The 19,680-nt window shown below is 41.8% G+C and carries 16 protein-coding genes; 4 read left to right on the top strand and 12 right to left on the bottom strand.

Going from position 1 to position 19,680, the window contains the following annotated elements:
* Positions 1 to 59: 59 nt before the first annotated feature.
* Positions 60 to 908: an AraC family transcriptional regulator gene (locus ACKWCA_RS21450; RefSeq protein WP_413980300.1), complete on the bottom strand. Its 849-nt coding sequence runs from the start codon at positions 906 to 908 to the stop codon at positions 60 to 62.
* 137 nt (positions 909 to 1,045) lie between these two features.
* On the opposite strand from ACKWCA_RS21450, the gene ACKWCA_RS21455 reads away from it, so the two are divergent.
* Entirely contained in the window at positions 1,046 to 2,194 is a 1,149-nt protein-coding gene (locus tag ACKWCA_RS21455; RefSeq protein WP_413980301.1) for an MFS transporter, read from the top strand.
* 131 nt (positions 2,195 to 2,325) lie between these two features.
* Here the strand turns inward: ACKWCA_RS21455 and ACKWCA_RS21460 are convergent, their stop codons facing one another.
* Complete coding sequence (locus tag ACKWCA_RS21460; protein WP_413980302.1) at positions 2,326 to 2,997, bottom strand: hypothetical protein; 672 nt, start codon at positions 2,995 to 2,997, stop codon at positions 2,326 to 2,328.
* Between the two features lie 214 nt (positions 2,998 to 3,211).
* On the opposite strand from ACKWCA_RS21460, the gene ACKWCA_RS21465 reads away from it, so the two are divergent.
* The gene (locus tag ACKWCA_RS21465; RefSeq protein ID WP_413980303.1) at positions 3,212 to 3,760 is read left to right on the top strand and encodes a ClpP family protease; all 549 of its coding nucleotides are present in this window, start codon (positions 3,212 to 3,214) and stop codon (positions 3,758 to 3,760) included.
* 82 nt (positions 3,761 to 3,842) lie between these two features.
* Here the strand turns inward: ACKWCA_RS21465 and ACKWCA_RS21470 are convergent, their stop codons facing one another.
* From ACKWCA_RS21470 to ACKWCA_RS21480, 3 genes are read right to left on the bottom strand one after another with little or no spacing between them, the layout of a single operon-like run.
* Entirely contained in the window at positions 3,843 to 5,762 is a 1,920-nt protein-coding gene (locus tag ACKWCA_RS21470; protein WP_413980304.1) for an OmpA family protein, read from the bottom strand.
* A gap of 43 nt (positions 5,763 to 5,805) precedes the next feature.
* Entirely contained in the window at positions 5,806 to 6,711 is a 906-nt protein-coding gene (locus ACKWCA_RS21475; RefSeq protein WP_413980305.1) for a PorP/SprF family type IX secretion system membrane protein, read from the bottom strand.
* A gap of 35 nt (positions 6,712 to 6,746) precedes the next feature.
* Entirely contained in the window at positions 6,747 to 9,440 is a 2,694-nt protein-coding gene (locus ACKWCA_RS21480; RefSeq protein ID WP_413980306.1) for a gliding motility-associated C-terminal domain-containing protein, read from the bottom strand.
* 589 nt (positions 9,441 to 10,029) lie between these two features.
* Here ACKWCA_RS21480 and ACKWCA_RS21485 point away from each other — a divergent pair.
* Complete coding sequence (locus ACKWCA_RS21485) at positions 10,030 to 11,370, top strand: FAD-dependent oxidoreductase (protein WP_413980307.1); 1,341 nt, start codon at positions 10,030 to 10,032, stop codon at positions 11,368 to 11,370.
* 1 nt (position 11,371) lies between these two features.
* On the opposite strand, the gene ACKWCA_RS21490 is transcribed toward ACKWCA_RS21485, so the two are convergent.
* From ACKWCA_RS21490 to ACKWCA_RS21500, 3 genes are all read right to left on the bottom strand, one after another.
* On the bottom strand, positions 11,372 to 11,797 hold the full coding sequence (locus tag ACKWCA_RS21490) for a DUF4174 domain-containing protein (protein WP_413980308.1): 426 nt from the start codon (positions 11,795 to 11,797) through the stop codon (positions 11,372 to 11,374).
* Positions 11,798 to 11,875: 78 nt separating this feature from the next.
* Positions 11,876 to 12,655, bottom strand: a complete 780-nt coding sequence (locus ACKWCA_RS21495; RefSeq protein WP_413980309.1) for a zinc ribbon domain-containing protein — start codon at positions 12,653 to 12,655, stop codon at positions 11,876 to 11,878.
* 2 nt (positions 12,656 to 12,657) lie between these two features.
* A complete protein-coding gene (locus ACKWCA_RS21500; protein WP_413980310.1) occupies positions 12,658 to 13,752 on the bottom strand; it encodes a Nif3-like dinuclear metal center hexameric protein in 1,095 nt (364 codons plus the stop codon).
* Positions 13,753 to 13,800: 48 nt separating this feature from the next.
* Here ACKWCA_RS21500 and lpxK point away from each other — a divergent pair, with 48 nt between their 5' ends.
* Positions 13,801 to 14,808, top strand: a complete 1,008-nt coding sequence (lpxK, locus tag ACKWCA_RS21505) for a tetraacyldisaccharide 4'-kinase (protein ID WP_413980311.1) — start codon at positions 13,801 to 13,803, stop codon at positions 14,806 to 14,808.
* On the opposite strand, the gene ACKWCA_RS21510 is transcribed toward lpxK, so the two are convergent.
* From ACKWCA_RS21510 to ACKWCA_RS21525, 4 genes are all read right to left on the bottom strand, one after another.
* Positions 14,789 to 17,035: an ATP-binding protein gene (locus ACKWCA_RS21510; RefSeq protein WP_413980312.1), complete on the bottom strand. Its 2,247-nt coding sequence runs from the start codon at positions 17,033 to 17,035 to the stop codon at positions 14,789 to 14,791. The genes lpxK and ACKWCA_RS21510 overlap by 20 nt on opposite strands.
* Entirely contained in the window at positions 17,032 to 18,042 is a 1,011-nt protein-coding gene (gene gap / locus ACKWCA_RS21515) for a type I glyceraldehyde-3-phosphate dehydrogenase (RefSeq protein WP_413980313.1), read from the bottom strand. Before gap ends, ACKWCA_RS21510 begins: the two co-directional genes overlap by 4 nt.
* A gap of 48 nt (positions 18,043 to 18,090) precedes the next feature.
* Complete coding sequence (gene lipA, locus ACKWCA_RS21520) at positions 18,091 to 18,966, bottom strand: lipoyl synthase (RefSeq protein ID WP_413980314.1); 876 nt, start codon at positions 18,964 to 18,966, stop codon at positions 18,091 to 18,093.
* A gap of 136 nt (positions 18,967 to 19,102) precedes the next feature.
* Positions 19,103 to 19,663 carry an RNA polymerase sigma factor gene (locus tag ACKWCA_RS21525; protein ID WP_413980315.1) on the bottom strand — a complete coding sequence of 187 codons (561 nt, stop codon included), beginning with the start codon at positions 19,661 to 19,663 and terminating at the stop codon, positions 19,103 to 19,105.
* Positions 19,664 to 19,680: the final 17 nt, after the last annotated feature.

Raw genomic sequence — 19,680 nt, forward strand, 5'->3', positions numbered from 1 at the left:
AACCTGGAAATTTGAAGTCGACGTACTAATTTTTTTGGACTCCGTCAAGTGACCAAGAGCTATAACTGTAGCATATATGCCGATGGTGTTTTCCCTTGATATTTTTTAAACTGCCTTGTAAAGTATGAAGGGTCATTAAACCCGCATTTGTACATAACCTCGGATACCGGTAATGTGTTTTCATTGAAAAATTCCACTGCTTTTCCTATTCTGAACTCGTTCACAAATTGGACAAATGTTTTTTTGGTCATTTTTTTAAAAAACCGACAAAAAGAATTTTGGGTCAACCCGATTTGTTTGGCAAGTTTTTCGGTACTGATCTGTTTGTCGTAGTGTTCATTCACAAACTGAAATATCGTTTCAAGACGATTTGCGTCAACGGTTTTGTGGGTGATATTGTTTTCTTTACAAACTATTCGTTCATATGGGTCGGTGTCGGAAAGACGTTCTAAAATGGCAAGGAAACCAACTAGTTTTTTAAGTTCACTGGCATAGGCTAGCGATTCAAAGGCGTTGGTAAGTTCATCTTTTATAGTAGTGCTGAATACCAGTCCGCTGTGTGATGCTTGAATCAGCTTCTTCAGTCTTCTTAGCTCTGGAAAAACGGTCAATTTTTCCATGACGAAACCCTTGGTAAATTGGATGACTACTTCAAAATTATCCGTAAAATCCTTGTTGCCAAAATCTGCATGAGGAATATTCGGTCCTAAAAATAGTAGTGCTCCATTATGGTAGGGTAGTGTTTTCGAATCGATTTGCAATTTTCCGGAACCATTTCTGATATATACGAGTTCATATTCGGGATGGATATGCCAATTGGATGTTGGACAGTCTTTTTCGTGTGTGTAGGTCGCTACCTTTAACGAGGTGTTCGCAGCTACCTCAATATGCTCATAAATAGGATTCATGGGTCAATATTACCATTTTTAACTCTAAAAAGCATATCCAAGGAATAATTTGTCATATAATTGGAACACCTGCACCAAGAAGTTTATCTTGATATTGGATTACTTTGTTACCGGAATCGATTAAACCAAACCAATTCATGAAATCGCTTAAACTCATCTTATCAAATCCGAGATACTTTGCACCGGCATGGATTTTTGCCAGTTTAAACATACTTTTTGGTACTTGGGCCATTTATATACCCACTGTCAAAGAAAACCTTGGTATCGACAAATCGCAATTGGGTATTGCCATTTTCTTTTTGTCTCTGGGGGTCTTTACAGTATTTCCGATTGCTGCGAAAATCATCAATAGAATAGGGGTGGGCAAAGCAACGTGGTATGGCCTTATTCTCATATGTATATCCGGAGTTTTACCGCTCTTAGCGCCAAATTACTATACGCTTATGGCGGCACTTTTCGTTTTTGGGGCAACACACGGGTTTACCGATATTGCGATGAATACCTTGGTGACAGAAGTAGAGAAAGCCGATAAGCAAAACTTCATGTCGGCAGCCCATGGTTTTTTCAGTTTGGGAGGCGTTTTGGCGGGCCTTGGCATTTTCTTGATCCCCGTACTGTCAAATCCGTCCCTACATATGTTACTGGCCATAGGCGTTGTATTATTCATCAATGTACTGTTTCGCAAGCGTTACTTTCATATAGTTGCTGCCCCGGTCGAGAAAGAGCCATTTAGTTTGAAATTATTTAGACCGCTGTTGATTATAGGATTGGTGTCGTTTATGGTCATGGGTGGCGAAGGAGCTATTGTGGATTGGAGTGGGCTTTATTTAAAAGAGGTCAGTCAGGCTCCTGAAGTACTTTGGGGTGCGGGTTTTTTGACATTTTCAATAACAATGACCTTAGGTCGATTCTTAGGGGATGGTATTAGTCAGAAAATAGGCTCTACAAAAATTGTGGCCTTAGGTGCCATTTTATCTGTCTTAGGATATATTGCCGTATTGAGTACGCAAGTTTACTTGGCGATTTTAGGTTTTGCCTGTATCGGTCTGGGGTTTTCGGTCATCATACCCGAACTTTTTCGAATAGGGGGGACTATAAAAGGTATCGAATCTTCTCAAGGGGTCTCTTTTATAGCCGGTACGGGTTACTCGGGCTTTTTAGCAGCACCTCCGATTTTAGGCTTTTTGGCCGAACGTTCTTCCCTGACTACCAGTTTTATCGTGTTGCTCTGCTGTTCGATTTTGGTATTCTTGTCCACATTTATCCTGCGAAGAAATAAGAGCTAAAGAAAATCAACAGACTGGTTCGGATTTCTACTCACCACATGTACTTTGTCCTTTTCGTTGATTCTAATCATAAAGACCCCATCTTGGGTCTCAAAAGAGTTTCGTCTGCTAAATTCTGATAAGATGGTCAATTATTTTACCTCCAATCCTGTGAAGTACAACTTAAAGGAGCCATCTCCTGTTTGGTGCATAGTTGCTACTTTAAGCCCCTTCGTCTCTTCATAAGTTTCAAAAGAGGTAATCAATGACGGTTCTTTTTGATTGGCTTTTCGAAAGACCCATTCTCGAATGATATAATCCTCACCAAAGTAAAAATCATAGGCGTCACCGGGAGTATATCCGCCCTCCGAACCATATGCAATGGTCAATTTCTGCATGGGCTTTTTGCTTATGGGTGCTTCTGAAACCAGTATATGTTCGTGGGTGACATTGTCTGCATCCCATTGGAGTTGAAAAGGGGCAAGAAGCCAGAATTTATCATTGATGAACCCTCCGTTGGTCTTGTAGGCCACACTATCCATGTCGGCCCAATTATAGGTTAGGGTTTTTCCGGGGGTTATGGCAGTGATGTCATTGGTTCTTGGTTTCCATATCCAAGTGCGCTCAAAATGACTGGTATCACGGTCAACGTTAAAAGTAAACTTGATTTCCTTTACATTGCCCCAATTCTGAAAACCATGGGCGTTGGCTACTTTTTCTAGAATACCTTCTTCTTGGGTCAAGTTCTTGACCACTTTCTTGGTTAGTATAAAACTGGTGGTGGTTACGAAAACAACCAGAGCGAAGGGTACGATTTTTTTCATGATTCCTGAATTTAATCAAATATAACTGCTTTTACCCACCTAATTTTCAAATGGGGGCTTTTTTGAGCAACAAGTTCGTTTCTTTCTTAAAATACCGCAGTAGGAAGATGGTATCCTCGAGTTAAGGTAAAGTCTAAGTAAAGACTTTTTGATAGCCTTGCACAGGGAGTATCCGATTATTTCCTTAATTTTGAAGCCTAACAAAAATCTAACAATGAGCGCTAAAAAAGGAAAAGTACAAGCAGCGATAGATGAAAAATTATTGGAAGAAAGAAAGGTATTTCTTTGGGGAATGGTCGACGATGACTCGGCCAAACATGTAATCGATCGTTTGTTGTATCTAGATATGCAGAACAACAAGGAGATTCAACTGTTCATTAATAGCCCAGGAGGTTATGTGACTTCGGGTTTTGCAATGTATGATACCATTAAGTCCTTGAAGAGCCCGGTATCGACTATATGCACCGGATTGGCCGCTTCAATGGGTTCTATATTACTATCTGTCGGTAAAAAGGGAAGACGTTTCATTCAACCACATGCTCAAGTGATGATTCATCAGCCGAGTGGAGGAGCGCGCGGGCAAGCGTCGAATATTGAAATTCAAGCAAAGGAAATCATAAAGACCAAAGAATTAAGTGCCCAGATATTAGCTGATAACTGTGGCCAGAAATTTGAGAAAGTACTGAAGGATTTCGATCGTGATTATTGGATGAACGCGGCTGAATCAGTTGAATATGGAATTGTGGATGGAATTCTAGAGTAACAACTCTTCATTATTTACATATCAAAAAGCCCTCTCCAAGATTCCTTGTTGAGGGCTTTTTTTAAACACACATGGAAAAAAACTATTTTAGTGCAACTCCTTCTTTAATCTGTAAAATCGGGAATTCAGTTCTTCTATTCAGTTCCAGTTCTTCCGCGGAACAGTCTTTTTGATCGGTGCAACTATTTACGGGCATTCGCTTGCCAAAACCTTTGTACGAGATAATATGCTCAATAGGAACTCCGTTCGCGATGAGATATTCGTAGGTAGATTTCGCTCTTGCCTCCGATAATTTGTCATTATACCCATGGCTCCCGATCGGGTCGGTATGAGCTTCCAACTTGATAATCATATCCGGATAGGTTTTCGTCATCAATTTGACTACTTTATTTAACTCGGTAGCTGCATCCGGTCGGATATCACTTTGGTCGAAATCGAAATAGATTTTGTTCAAATTGGCCAACAGTTTTAGGTCTAGAACCGGTTGTAAAACGATATCCCTTCGCATCATTTTTGTTTGGGGCGAAGTATGATAAGTGTTGAAGAATTGTGTCTCGGTCGGGTGGGTATTCCTAGACGCTTCAATACGATAATTGGACTTTCTATTCACGGGAAGTCTGTAGTACCCATTCGAGTCGGTCGTCGTTTCCATGACCAAGGTCTTAGTTCGTTGATCGAATAGTTTTATGCGAACATTATCTAGGGGCTGGTTGTTGACTCCATCGCTAACGAAGCCTTCCATATCTAAAGCCGGCGTGAATTTGAACTCATAAATATCGTCACTACCGACACCGCCCTCTCTATTGGAACTTACATAGCCCGTAATTCCATTTTTATGCCCGTAAAATGCGAAATCGTCCGCGGGACTGTTCAAGGGATACCCCAAGTTAATAACGTCTATTACTTCGCCTTTTTCATTTGAAATGGTTGAGAAAACATCTAATTGACCATAACCAACGTGCCCATCCGAAGAGAAGAACAATTTGTTTTCCGTATTTATGAATGGAAACATTTCATTACCCTCCGTATTTATGACTGGCCCTGCATTTATGGGGTTTCCAATTCCACCTCGTTCGTGAATTTCAGAATAGTAGATATCAGTCCCGCCAAACCCGCCTGGTCGGTCCGATGTATAGTAAATTCTTTTTCGGTCTGGTGTGATGGTTGGATGTCCGGTCGAGTGGTAATCGCTATTGATTCGTAAACTGCGGTCTACCTTCCATTGGTCATGATTTTTAATCGCGGTAAAAATCTTTAAATTGATTTCATGCTCTGCGCCATAGGCTTTCTTTTTTTTGTAATAGTTATTTCTTGTGAAGTAGATAATCGTATCGTTTTTATAATCGGTAGAGCATACCAGATTACTCTCATGGAATTTCGTGTTTACATCTCCCTTTATTTTTTTCGGTCTGGAGAGCGGATCATCTTCTCGAACCACAAAGAGATCTAACCATGGTTGGTCATTCCAGCCGTAAGTGCCTCCGTTTACTTCATCCGTTCTGGAAGAAGCGAAAAAGAAATCACCTCCTCTGGTAAATGCCCCAAAATCACTCTGCTCAGAATTGAAGTGAACGGGTTTTACCTCGTATCGCTGTCTACTGTTAAATACAATAGAAGCTAAATTGCCATCTTTAAGAAAGCGTTTCAGACGCGAATCGTTCTCATTGTACTTCTTGTATAGTTTTAGCCATTTCGCTGATTGTTTTCGTTGTCCATTGGCATATAGGGCCATGGCGTACTTAAATAAGTAATCAGGTGGTAAACTGGCATCATTGATAGTCATCTGAAAATGTGGAATTGACTTCTTGAATTCCCGAAGTAAAAGATAGCATTCCGCTAATTGGCGATTCGCATGTTCCGGATTCAAATTACCCTTCAGCATTTTCTGATATTCAGGAATAGCTTTAGCATAGTCAAATTGTCCAAAATAGTAATCTCCCTTTTTTTGCGCATTGTACTGTGCACTTATCAGTTGAATTGATAGGAGGAACACTGACAGCATTGTATATGGTTTTCTGTAACTCATGTATGGTAAATTGTATGTGTTAAAAGTATCTTGGGGATTTCACGCCGCCTAATCGTCTTTTGAAGAGTTCGTAAATCAAGATGATTTCATGGGTGCCCCCAGTGTAGGGACGAATGGTAGCGGTAGGAAGATCATAAGCATAGCCAATTCTGAAATCCCTAGCTACTTGGTAATCCATCATAACCCCGAAATTGGAAGCATCATTAAAACGATATGAAGCACCTAACCAGAATTTTTCATTGAAGAGAAAACTGGCTGTAATGTCGTAAGTGGCCGGCGCCCCATTGGTGAATTTGGCGATTATAGTGGGTTTGAACTTCACTGTTTCGGAAATATCTAGAACGACCCCACCGATGGCATAATAACTATTTCGCTCCAAAGCTTCAAATTCTCCTTCATTCAAATCCGTATTGAGAATTCGAGGTACAGAGGCACCGATATACCATTTGTTAGAACCAATAAAAGCTCCGGCCCCAAAATTTGGGTTCCAACTGTTGAAATTGGAGTTAAAGAAAGGGTCGTTAAGATCAGGATTATCAAGCCTGTAATTGGTGAAACCGGCTTTTAGACCGAGCGATAGCTTTACTTCTCGGCCCAGAAGTACGGAATATGAAAAATCTCCGTAGACATAATTCGTTTTTTCGAACCCGAGTTGATCCCCGATATAAGAGATTCCCAGACCGATATTATCGTTACGTAACGGTGTATGGACGGATAAGGTACTGGTCGTCGGATTCCCTTCAAGACCGGCCCATTGGTTTCGATGTAGGGCGGTTACATTCAGCGTTTCACGACTTCCTGCATACGCAGGGTTGACAGAAATTGTATTGTACATATATTGCGTGAACTGGGGTAACTGCTGGGCATATATGCCAGCGCTCATGACCACGAACATCACGCAAGTGAGTTTGATTGAATTTTCCATTTGGGGGTGTTTTAAATGTATGTGTGTTTGAACCTTTATTTGGTACCTAAATAGATATAACCGTTAATAGGTTTTAAATCGATCCTATTGCTGATATTGATGATATAGTAGTAGGTGCCCGCAGGAAGAAGGCCATTCGAGCCAAATGAACTTTCAGGCGAAGTGCCGGCCCAATTATTTTGATAATCTTCAGCTTGATATACTTTCTTGCCCCATCGGTTGAATATCATGACATCGTAGATAAAGAAACAGTCTTCTCCGCCCAATACGGTAAATACATCGTTAATGCCATCACCATTTGGTGTCACAGTGGTAGAAACCGTGATGTCTTCTTCGTTACAGTCCACACAGTCGGCATTCACTTCTATGATGAATTGGACCAAGTATGAACAACGACCCATTGTCGAACTATACGAGATACCATAGGTGCCGGGTTCAAGGTCTGCAGGGTCAAGTGTGGTTCCGTTTAGCGTTGCAACTCCTTGGGTGACGGTAAATGTTCCATTGGTATCGAAATTTTCTGGCAGATATGATATGAGGTCGATAGGATTGTCTGCAGTACATGCGGTTATCGTACTAATGACTTCTTCCAATTGCATAATGAAAACGATCTGCTCGAAAGAAGCGGAATTCCCACACCTATCCGTGACATCCCAAGTTCTAACGATCATGAAGTCACCACTGGTGGTAGAGGGTTCTTCAATTTCCGTAAAGTCGACTTGATAATTTCCGCAACCCCCTGAGAAAGTGAGTTCTGGAACAGCAGGTATCTCATCTCCGCAAGACAACATATATTCCTGTGTATAGTCCTCTACGATAATGACTGACATATCATTGTCAATAATGCTTCCAATGGCCTTATTGTCTAAAATGGTAATCGGGTCACTTGAGGCAATACTGATTTCAAAGGTTTCCATGGACTCTGTTAGAAGGTCTTCGATGGTCGGAATGTTCAGTATGGTCGTACCCGTACCTTCCGGAACCGTAAAACTGACTAATTGGGTATAATCGGCGTCTGTTGTTGTCTGGTGGGTATAGGCCAAATTCAAGGAGGCATCTTCGGCCAAGAGGTGAGAAGATGTGATGCCGAATGAAAGGTCGGTTCCTTCATTTCCCGAGGCATCTGCAATAGACAGAACCGGAATAACATAGAGATAAGTTGGGTCATGGTTCCCTAGGCCACAAGCATCCACTGTTCCTGAGCTCAAGGTACCGACCATGGCGGGGTTTGTCTCTCCAGTAAAAGTTGCCAAAGCTTGAAGAGCGATTACCGCACTACAGGTGACGCACTCCTGGTTCACGAACAAATTGAAGCCAAGTGCGTATTCCGGATCGTTTACATCAGTATATCCATCCGCTACAAAAAAGCGCAGTTCCCTTGTTCCATTATCGAGCGTATAGGTGACTCCAGGAGGTAACGGATCCGTATTGGCCAACTCTACCTGGGGTGGTAAGGTAAGGGCAATCTCCAGATTTCTGATATTGTCATTTCCCACATTCTTCAATCGTATCTCCACCGGTGCGGTGTCTCCCGGATCGAAAGTGGCCCCGACGACACTGGTAGTGAAGTTGAGAGCCCCTAGACTGGGTTCAAAGATCTCTACACTTAGGCCTAGAAGGTAAAGGCCATAAGTCTCTTGATTTGAGGTCATGCGTACCGTTGCAGAGGTTTGGTCGTTATCTATAAGCTGATTCCCATTATTAGCAAGTTCGAACAACGCCGCATCATATCCAAGTGTATTGGTGCTGGCGGGGTTACGATCCAAAAATTGATTCCCATTAACGGTGATCTTACTATTAAAGAAGTTATTCGCATCGCGTTGGGTGGTTGAGAGTGATGCCCAGTTACCATTGGTGTCCAAAATCTGGAGTTGATTCCCTGAAATACCACGATCACCCTCAAGAGAGCCTATCAACATATTCGCGTTAACCGGACCGTTTGGAACGGTCTGGAAACCGTCAAACAAGATATCAAATGAATTAGAGCTCTGAGTAATGTTGGCATAGCCGTCGAAAAGGGTAATATTCCTTCGTTTTAATTGAGGGCTCTCATAAATGAACACGATTTGCCAGCCACCTGAAGTGCCCGTGTTACCCCCATCATCATGAGAGAAAAGATCTCCCTCGGTGGCTTTGACATTGGCCACTTGATAAGTGCCATAAGGGCTAGCGGTTCCCTGTACCAATGAGGTAATATCCTTTATGCCGATGTATGGATCGTTTACGAAATGTGCCGCACGTCCATCGTAGATCAGTTCATCCGCGGTCAGCATAGTATAAATACTTGTACCGGGCAGCATCAATTTCACCTGATTAGAAGGCCAGTTGACTTCAGTTCCGCCGTTGCCGGTCAAATTTCCCGAACTGTCAACACCATATTCTTTATTTGCGGCAGCCCAATATAAAAAGGCTTTTTTAATGCTCAGGCAAGCACTTGAAGGTGCAGGGTTTACCAAATTGGCGCTACTCGAGTTGAAGGTGGTCGGATCTGAGTCGATGTCGACATAGGTAGAGGCCAAAAAGTGGTTATCACTAGTACCTGTATAGTCGAGCGTCGCGTGTTCTGAAACCATATTGTTGGCAATCATGACAAAATCACCATTGACAGCATCTGAAAATCTAGGACTGAAGGTGCGTTGAATCTGTGCTACCGCAGTAGAGGACGAAATGGCACAGATAATGAACAGAAAAGACCTTAAGAAGTTCTTACTTGAGGTATAATTGTGCATAGGCTCATGTTTAAGTTCAAATTACAGCTCAGGTATTCCTTTGCTTTGATTTGGGTATAAGATTTGGGACATGAACCTTATTAATTACTCGTCAAAGAAACTTCAATAGGGTACAAAGGCATACTTTACTGGCTAAAAAGACCTGTTTTTTCGATTATGGACTACAAAATCGGTAAAGTGTGAAATTTGTGGGGCAACCGTTTCTGGGAAAAAGACCCTAGAGCCCGGTAAATGGATTAAAACTAGCTACGAATGAGTAAGTTATGATCTTGATGCTGCTGTCTGAAAATACCATATTGTAGTGAGAAATATAGCGCGGACTGTTGAGTTCAACTAAAAATTCCTACAAAAAAAGTCCTTCACAACACGATTGTGAAGGACTTTTTGGAATATATATAGACGCTCTCGCGGAATGTTCAATATATTTACGCGACAAAGGTGTTTCATAGACGTTCACCTATCGTTAAAAAAGTATTAAATGCGTTTTAAGGTTTAGGAGACCTGTTTGCTCAATTCGCTTTAAGATGGATAAATCATTCAAATAGGCTTTTTGATTTTTTTGAGAATCTACAGCTGATAAACAGCACTTATGATACAGACTTCAAAGAACATTGCCATTATCGGTTCAGGATTAGTTGGCTCACTTTTGGCTATTTACCTAAAAAAACTGGGACATCAAATTACTGTTTTCGATAGAAGACCGGATATCAGGAATGTGGAGTTTTCCGGTCGTTCCATAAACCTGGCGATGAGCAATAGGGGTTGGCGCGCTCTAAAAGAGGTAGGTCTTGAAGATGAAATCAAAAAAATCGCAATCCCTCTTGATAAGAGGGCAATGCACGTCATCGATAAAGAGGTGTACTACCAGAAATATGGGAAGGACGGGGAGGCTATTTGGTCGATTTCTCGAGGTGTTTTAAACCGAAAGATGATCGACTTGGCAGAAGGTAAGGGAGTGGAATTTAGGTTTGAGGAAAAAGTATGGGATGTAGAACTTCCGGAGGCCAAGTTATTTACGGGGGAAACGGAAAAAGGAGAGTGGAAAGAATATCAATATGATATGATATTCGGATGTGACGGGGCCTTCTCTAGGGTACGTCATAAAATGCAAAGGCGCAGCCGATTTGACTATTCGCAGGACTTTATCGATGTGGGATATAAGGAATTGACCATTCCGCCAAATGCGGATGGCACTCATAAATTGGAGAAAAACTCATTTCATATTTGGCCCAGGGGAAATTTCATGTTCATCGCCATGCCCAATCTCGATGGTAGCTTTACCTGTACACTTTTTATGCCTTTTGAAGGCGAAGTGTCCTTTGAGGGCATTACTACGGAGGAAGAGGCCAAAACCTTTTTCAAAACCTATTTTCCGAATGTTACAAAGGATATCGAAAACTTGACCAGGGATTTTTTCAAAAACCCTACTAGTGCCATGGTAACGATGAAATGCTACCCTTGGACATATTGGGACAAGGTTGCCCTAGTCGGGGATTCTGCCCATGCCATTGTACCTTTCTATGGACAAGGAATGAATGCCGGATTTGAAGACATTTTCATACTTCATAAAATCATTGCAAAACATGGGAACGACTGGGAGGCTATCTTTCAGGAGTATCAGAAAGAACGGAAGCCCAACGCGGATGCCATTGCTGAATTAAGTTATCGGAACTTTATTGAAATGAGCAGTAAAACGGCCGACCCCAAGTTCTTGTTGCAAAAAAAAATCGAAAAGCACTTTGCGTCGAAATATCCTGAGAAATGGATTCCCGCATATTCTCGTGTTACATTTTCAGAGCGTCCTTATTCGGAGGCTTTGGCTATTGGAGACCATCAGGAAACTATCATGCAAGAGGTATTGAAAATACCGGATTTAGCTTTGAAATGGGATAGTGAGGAGGTTGAGAGGGCTATACTAGAATTACTATAGACTACCGATTTTGTGTTTCTGCCTGTCGCATGGGCATACTATCGATGAGTTCGAAAATTATTTTCGGATTCACAATAAAGTCTTCTTTCATCTTGATTCCACCATCTTTCCCAATAAGTGCCAAGCCATTGAACATATCAAGACCATAGTGTTCAACTATAGTCTGGGCGTTCAAATCGACCAGGTTTTTTTCAATATCATAGACCGACTCATTGGAAATGATGAAAACCAATAGCTGCCGCTCGTTTAACTTACCCATATCCGATTGTAACCTCTTGACCTGGGCCTTAAGCCAATCTGAGTCCATATCGGATTCTTTTAACAAGATGATTCGATTTTTCCATTGATAGGTATCCAAATCTTGGGCGGTAACAAACGAGGTCAAAAGAATCAGCAAAAGAATTAGCAAAGGGGTAAAGGAACGCATTGAGATGGCTTTGCATAAAAGTATAAAAAAAGCCATCCGTTCACAACAGATGGCTTTTTATAGTTCGTAGTTATGGTCTTATAACTTGGCAAACATCTTTGACATTTTTTCCTGCTCTTCTTCCGCGAGAACAGGGTCGACCAAAATACGTCCACTGTGTTCGTCAGTGATGATTTTTTTGCGTGAAGCAATCTCTACTTGCACCTGGGGAGGGATTGTGAAAAACGAACCACCTGAAGCTCCTCGTTCAATAGGTACGACCGCTAGACCGTTCTTTACGTTCTTCCGTATGCGTATATATGCTTTTACTAGACGCTCTTCGATTTCTTTTTGAAATTTTTCCGATTTGCCTAGCAACGCCTTTTCTTCTTTCTCGGTTTCGGCAAGAATTGCATCCAGTTCGCTTTTTTTATGTTTGAGGTGTGTTTCCCTCTCGTTCAAACGCTCTTTAGTCTCCGAGACGACCATTTTCTTCTGTTCGATCTGTGCCTTGAACTCCTTGATGTTCTTTTCGGCCAATTGAATTTCAAGTTCTTGAAACTCGAGCTCCTTGGTAATGGAATTGAATTCTCGGCTGTTCCTTACATTTTTTTGCTGCTCGGTATATTTTTTAATGAGTGCTTTGGACTCATCGATCAAATTCTTTTTGGCCGTAATTTCGAAATTTATGGTCTCTACGTCCGTCTTCAACTTGTCCATTCTGGTTTTGAGGCCAAGAACTTCATCTTCCAAATCTTCCACTTCTAAAGGAAGTTCACCACGCACGTTGCGAATCTCATCAACTCGAGAATCAATTAATTGTAAATCATACAATGCTCTTAATTTCTCTTCTACCGTTGCTTCCGCTTTTTTTGCCATATCTATAAATACTTGATTGGATTGGTTTTACTCTCCGATAATCGGATGGCAAAATTAGGAATTTTTTTCGTAAGATAATCAACTAATAGGTTTTTTGTAAACTGCTCAGTTTCATAGTGTCCTATGTCCGCAATAATCAATTTTCCTTCGGCCTCATAGAATTGGTGGTATTTGATGTCGGCAGTAATAAAAATATCCGCTCCAGATGCCTTGGCGGCAGCAATAGCAAATGCCCCGCTGCCCCCTAAAACAGCGATTTTTTTCACTGGACTATTCCGAAGTTTTGAATGCCTAATGCAACTGGCTTTCATTTTTTTCTTGATGTATTCTAGGCTCTCCAGTTCATCCATGGGTTTTTCCAGCTCACCTATCATCCCCATTCCGATATCTTGATTGCGATTCTCCAAGGTGCTTATCTCATAAGCCACCTCCTCGTAGGGGTGATGTTCAAATAGGGCTGCTATCACTTGTCTTTCCACCGCCTTTGGGTAGGTGATATGAAGTTGGGTCTCTTTTTCATGGTGTACTTCGCTAACAACCCCCTTAACGGGTCGGGCCTGTTCATTGGCTTTGTAGCTGCCAATACCCTTATTGGTAAAACTGCAATCGCTATAGTTGCCAATACTTCCGGCACCTGCTTCAAAAAGCCTGTCTTTAAGTAGGGCTGCCTCCGCCCTCGGAACGTAAGTAACCAGTTTTTTGATCGTACCCTTTTGCGGAATTAGTATCTTGGTGTTTTTAAGTCCTAGAATTTCACATATTTTCGCATTCACTCCATACTTGTTATTGTCCAGAGCCGTATGCATACTATAGATTGCGATGTCATTTTTGATGGCCTTGATAACCACACGTTCTACATAGGTCGCCCCGGTGAGTCTTTTTAACCCTCCGAAAATAATGGGGTGGAAACTCACAATAAGGTTACAATTGTTGGTAATGGCTTCGTCTACAACATTCCCTAAAGTGTCTAACGTCACTAAGACCCCTGAAACCTTAGTGTTCGCGTCACCCACCAATAATCCTACATTGTCAAAATCTTCAGCATAGGCCAACGGGGCCAATTCTTCGAGTGTAGTTATAACTTCTTTTACTTTCATTGAGCGATTGTAAGGTCACCAAAGATAAAATATTATATTTTCGTTCTTGTGTGGCTCCTCAGAAAAATAGCGTTCCCATTTTCGTTGATGTATGCTCTTGCCGTATATGTAAGGAACAAATTGTATGATATAGGCGTTCTTACTTCAGAACACTATGAAACCCCCACCATCTGTGTTGGAAACCTAAGTGTTGGCGGTACTGGTAAAACCCCAATGATAGAGTATCTTATTCGCTATTTTGGGCATTCGCATCAAATTGCCGTACTAAGTAGAGGCTACCGCCGAAAATCAAAAGGTTTCGTTCTAGCTGCTTCTACTTCTACGGTTGAGGAGTTGGGCGATGAACCTTATCAAATACATTTCAAATTTCCTGAAGTTCGCGTTGCGGTCGATAGCGATAGGCGGAACGGCATCGTACAACTTCAAAAGCGGGTGGGACCGGATTTGATTTTATTGGATGATGCGTTTCAACATCGAAGGGTGAAGGCCGATATGAACATTTTACTGACTTCTTTCGAGAGTCTTTATATAGATGATTGGTATCTTCCGAGCGGAAATCTCAGAGATGGGCTTTCACAAGTAAATAGGGCTCAATATGTTGTTGTAACCAAGTGTCCTGAGAACTTGTCCTTAAGCGAAAAGGACCAAATTAAAAGGAAATTGGGCGTCCAAGACACCAAAACGATTTTGTTCAGTTATCTCAAGTATGATGGGGAATTACGATCAGAAGGGGCTCCGCTACCGTTGCAAGACCTTAGCGGAAAGCGGGTAACCCTAGTCACGGGAATCGCCAACCCTGAACCCTTCGTACACTATTTGAAATCAAAAGGCATCACAATAGATCATATGGCGTTTAAAGACCATCATTTTTTTACGTCTAGGGAGATAGCAAGTTTTAAGACAAAAGAGTTATTGGTGACTACCGAGAAAGATTATGTTCGGTTAAAAGGTAAAGTTGCGAATCTGTATTATTTGCCTATACGTCACGTATTTTTTGAGGAGGATGAGGCAGTGCTGCTCTCCGGTTTAGAAGGCTTTATGATGCCGAATCCTTAACGGTTTTGTTGAAAATGTTTTCACCTATTTTCTGGTAGAAAACTTCTGGTTTAAAAGGTTTTGTAACCACATCGTTACATCCTGCTGCGTAGAAACTTTCCAGACTATCGTCCAAAGAAATAGCGGTCAGCGCTATAATCGGTGTTTCCTTATCGAATTCACGAATTTGAATGGTCGCCTCTTCACCGCTGATACCCGGCATATGAATATCCATCAAAATAGCATCATACTTATTTGCTTTCGCCAACTCTACTGCCTCCATGCCATTGTTGGCAATATCACAGGTTATGTCTTTTTTGGTGAGCATCTTCTTGGTAATGACCTGGTTAATCTTGTTGTCTTCCACGATCATGAGATGCAACCCTTTAAAATCAAAGTCCTGCTCCGTGATTTCAAAAGGAATATCGTCTACTAAACTGTCCTTGCTCTTCAGGTGAAGTTCAAAAAAGAAGGTACTTCCCTTACCTAATTCACTTTGCAATTGAATTCGACTATCGAATAATCCCAAGAGACTTTTTACAATGGTCAAACCTAGTCCAGTACCACCATATTCACGGTTTATTTGAATAGACCCTTGTTCAAACCCTTCAAAAATACTCTGCTGCTTTTCCTCTGAAATACCGATTCCGGTGTCCGAAACCTCAAAATACAAGGTGACATCTTCCTCTTCCTTTTTCAATAATTTAGCAATAACGCGTACCTCGCCATCTTTCGTGAATTTCAGCGCATTACCAACGAGGTTCATAAACACTTGCGATAGTTTTATGGGGTCGCTCATCAAATGACTCGGTATCTCCTCGTCATATTCAAGTTTGATTTTGGTATTATTGGCACTGGCGCTCTGCTGCAGTGAATCAATAACTTCTTGGAGGGTTCTTTTTAGATTGAAATCAATATTCAAGGGTTCAAGTTTGTCCGCATCGATTTTATTGATCTGCAAAATATCGTTAATGAAATTTAAAAGGTAATCACCTGAAAACTTCAATGCCTTGAGATGCTCTTTTTGATTTTCACTAGGGTTTTCCTCTAACAGCAAATGCGTAAGTCCGGTGACGGCATAGAGTGGGGTTCTCAGCTCATGGCTTACCGTTGACAAGAAATTGGTCTTTGCATCCATGGCATTAACGGCCGCATCCCTTGCCGCTTGAAGCTCGTTGTTCTTGGTTTGTAATAAATCGTTGGTCTTTAGTTTAATTTGATTATTTCGATAGAGCGATACCGCCAAGAGTGAAATAATAATCAAAAAGGCGGATGTTAAGATAACGGCGACTTCAGAGCGGTTTTCAGATTCGGTCAGTTCCTCGATTTTTTCATCTTGCTGTTTGATTTGGCCTTCCATGAATTCGAACTGGATTTTCTCCGCGGTCTTTGTCTCGGTCTTTATTTTTTCGATAGTAAAAATAGAATCCTTGATTCGTAGTAATTCCATGTTTCTTTCCAGGGCAAGGTCGAAGCTTCCAAGTTTCCCATAGCTTTCGGTCAATTGTACATTAGCCTCATAAATCTCCTTAAAGAAGTTATTGGCTTTGGCCAATTTCAATGCCTCTTCGGCATTTGAAGCGCTCACATCGTATTCCTCTGTTCTGAAATGTAATGCGGCCAAGCCAAGATAGGCCCTGGTTGCGAGATAGTCCTTTTCGTAAATATCGGTATTCACAATAAGGGAGTTGTAATTTTTTGAAGCAACATCGTACTTCTCAAGACTGGTATAGATATCGCCCTCAACAAGTAATATTTTGTTGAAAAAGTTTCGATCATTATTCAGTTGCTTGGCCTGTTCCAGCATAAGAAGTGCCTGAAAGCTCTTTTCGTTCTTGAAAAGAACGAGGGCATCAACATAGCGGTATATGGCGTTTCCGTAGGGGTATTCTACATCTTTTAGCAATGTCTTGGATCGATCTAAAAAGAAAAGCGCACGGTCTTGGTCTTTACCCAGTTCCAGATATAGAATGGCAAACTTATTGTAGCTGTCGATCAGTGCCTTCACATCATCATTGGTCTCGGCCACTTCTGCCGCCTTTTCTATCGACTTGATGGCGAGATCCAGTTTGTTTTGGTTCTTCAGTTTTCTGGCTTCATCGAAATAGTAGGCGAGACCCCTACCGAGGGAATCGACCTTTTGTGAGGTGGAGTCGACTTGTTGTCCATATGACAGTTGTGGACATATCAGGGTCATCCATATCAAAAGGATGATTGCCCTACTTCTATGTAGTGTATCAACTATCAAACGTAATTTTTATCGACAAGCAAATTGATAAGATCAATGATCCTGCTACTATAGCCGGTTTCGTTATCATACCAGCCAATGATCTTGACCATTTTACCAATTACCGAAGTCATCTGTGAATCAAACGTACAAGAATGACAACTATTGTTTATATCGACCGATACTATAGGGTCTTTCGTGTATTTTAGCACCTTTTTGAGCTCATTTTCGGAAACCTCTTTGAAAGTAGCGTTAATTTCCGTTATGCTGGTCTGGCGTTTGACGTTACAGGTAATATCGGTGAGTGAGCCATTGGGTACTGGTACACGAATGCCACAACCTCCGATAGCATCACCCAGTTCGGGGAATATTCGGGTCAATGCTTTTGCCGCCCCTGTGGTGGTAGGTACAATAGATTGAGATGCCGCACGAGCCCTTCTCAGGTCATGGTGAGGCTGATCGTGCAGACTTTGATCTGTGGTGTACGAGTGTATGGTAGTGATGTACGCTTGCTCTATTCCGCAAAGTTCGTTCATCACCTTTATCATGGGTGCCGCATTATTGGTAGTGCATGAGGCGTTTGAAATAATAGCGTCTTCGGCAGTTATACACTCCTCATTTACGCCGATGACTACCATTTTGACTGTATCGTCTGCTGGGGGTACGGAAAGAATCACTTTTTTAGCCCCATTTTCTAAATGGGCCGTCAGTTGCTCACGGGTTTTGAATTTCCCGGTAGCCTCTACGACAATATCGACGTCATGAGCAGACCAATCAATAGCTTCGGGTTGTGAATGGTTCAAAAGAACCGAAGTATTACCATTAACCGTAATGATGTTCTCAGAGTGTTGTATCTCGCCTTCGAAAACCCCATGAATGCTATCATACTTTAATAGATGTGCCAAAGTTCTGGCGTCGGCCAAATCATTAATGGCCACGACATTTAACTGTGGGTGTTTTTGAAGTAGTCTAAAAAGGGTTCGACCAATTCTTCCAAAACCATTGATGCCGATCGTTGTTTTTCCCATGTGTTAGAGTAGTTCCGTAATTCCGGAAAAAATCCCGAAATGAACGTGCTATAGAATATGTTTATGGGCCTTGTATGAAGATCTGACCAAAGCTCCACTTTCCACATGGCGAAAGCCCATCTTCAGTCCTGCTTCCTCCAATCGCTTAAATTGTTCGGGTAGAATGAACTCTTTTACCGGTAAGTGTTTTTTAGATGGTTGCAAGTATTGTCCTATGGTGACGACATCAACATTGACCTTTCTAAGGTCTTCCATGGTTTCCAAAACCTCTTCTTCAAGCTCGCCTAGACCTAGCATGATGCCCGATTTGGTGCGGTTTACTCCTTGTGCCTTTATATACCTCAATACCTCAAGACTGCGTTCATACTTCGCTTGTATACGAACTTCTCGTGTCAGTCGCTTTACGGTCTCCATGTTATGCGATACTACCTCTGGGGATACCGCTACGATTCGGTCTAAATGTCTCTCGATTCCTTGAAAATCCGGAATCAATGTTTCAAGCGTGGTAGTCGGATTCATCCGTCGTATGGCCTGTACCGTTTCTGCCCAAATAATCGACCCCATATCTTTCAGGTCGTCTCGATCTACAGAGGTAATTACGGCATGTTTGATTCCCATGATATGAATTGAACGGGCCACTTTTTCAGGTTCGCTCCAATCGACCGTAGAAGGTCTACCGGTCTTCACGCCACAGAAACCACAAGAGCGGGTACAAATGTTTCCCAGAATCATAAAGGTTGCGGTTCCTTCTCCCCAACATTCACCCATGTTCGGGCAACTTCCTGAAGTGCAAATGGTATGTAGGTCATATTTATCGACCAAACCGCGAAGTTGTGTATATTTCTTGCCGGTAGGCAGTTTTACGCGTAACCATTTTGGTTTTCCCTTTGGTGGGGCAACACTTTTTGCTGTAGCTGTGCTCATGAACAAATTTTAAACAAATATACGAACAAAAGCGGGGACGGTATCGGTGTTATCCTTACCGGTTTTTAAGAATTAAAATGGCCACTCGATGGACTTCCGACCTGTGTACTATCGATAGCGATGAGAAAACGAAAGATCAAGTGCGATTGCCCTTAATGATTTCAGCCAAAAGCTTTTTGGCCCGTAAAAGCTTCACCTTCACATTGTTTACGGGTTCCTTCAGTTCGGTAGCAATATCGGCATAACTCAACTCATTGAAATACCTGAGATTAATGACCTCTTGGTAGTGTGGTTTTAATTTTTTGATATGTTGTAATAGAGTGGCAAGGTTTTGCTCTGTAATGAGCTGGTCTTCAACGGAGGGAGAGGCATCGAGCACTTTTTTGATGTCGTCGTTGTTTCCGGCCCGATCAAGCGTACGTTTGCGTTTTCTTAAAAGGTCAACGTGGATGTTCTTTGAGATAGTGATGAGCCAGGTCTTGAATTCATAGGCTGGGTCATAGGTGTCGATTTTGTCAAAAGCCTTTGAAAACGTCTGAATGGTGATGTCCTCGGCATCGTTTTCGTTTTCGGTGCGTTTGAGCTGAAATCCATACACATCGTTCCAAAACATGTCTAACAAGGTGCTAAAAGCGATTTGATTGCCTGCTCTGGCCTTGTCGATAATCGATGGTATACTATTTTCTCTAGAATTCAAAAAGGCCTATTAAAGCG

This window comes from Maribacter corallii, assembly GCF_047345415.1.
Taxonomy (GTDB): Bacteria; Bacteroidota; Bacteroidia; order Flavobacteriales; family Flavobacteriaceae; genus Maribacter_C.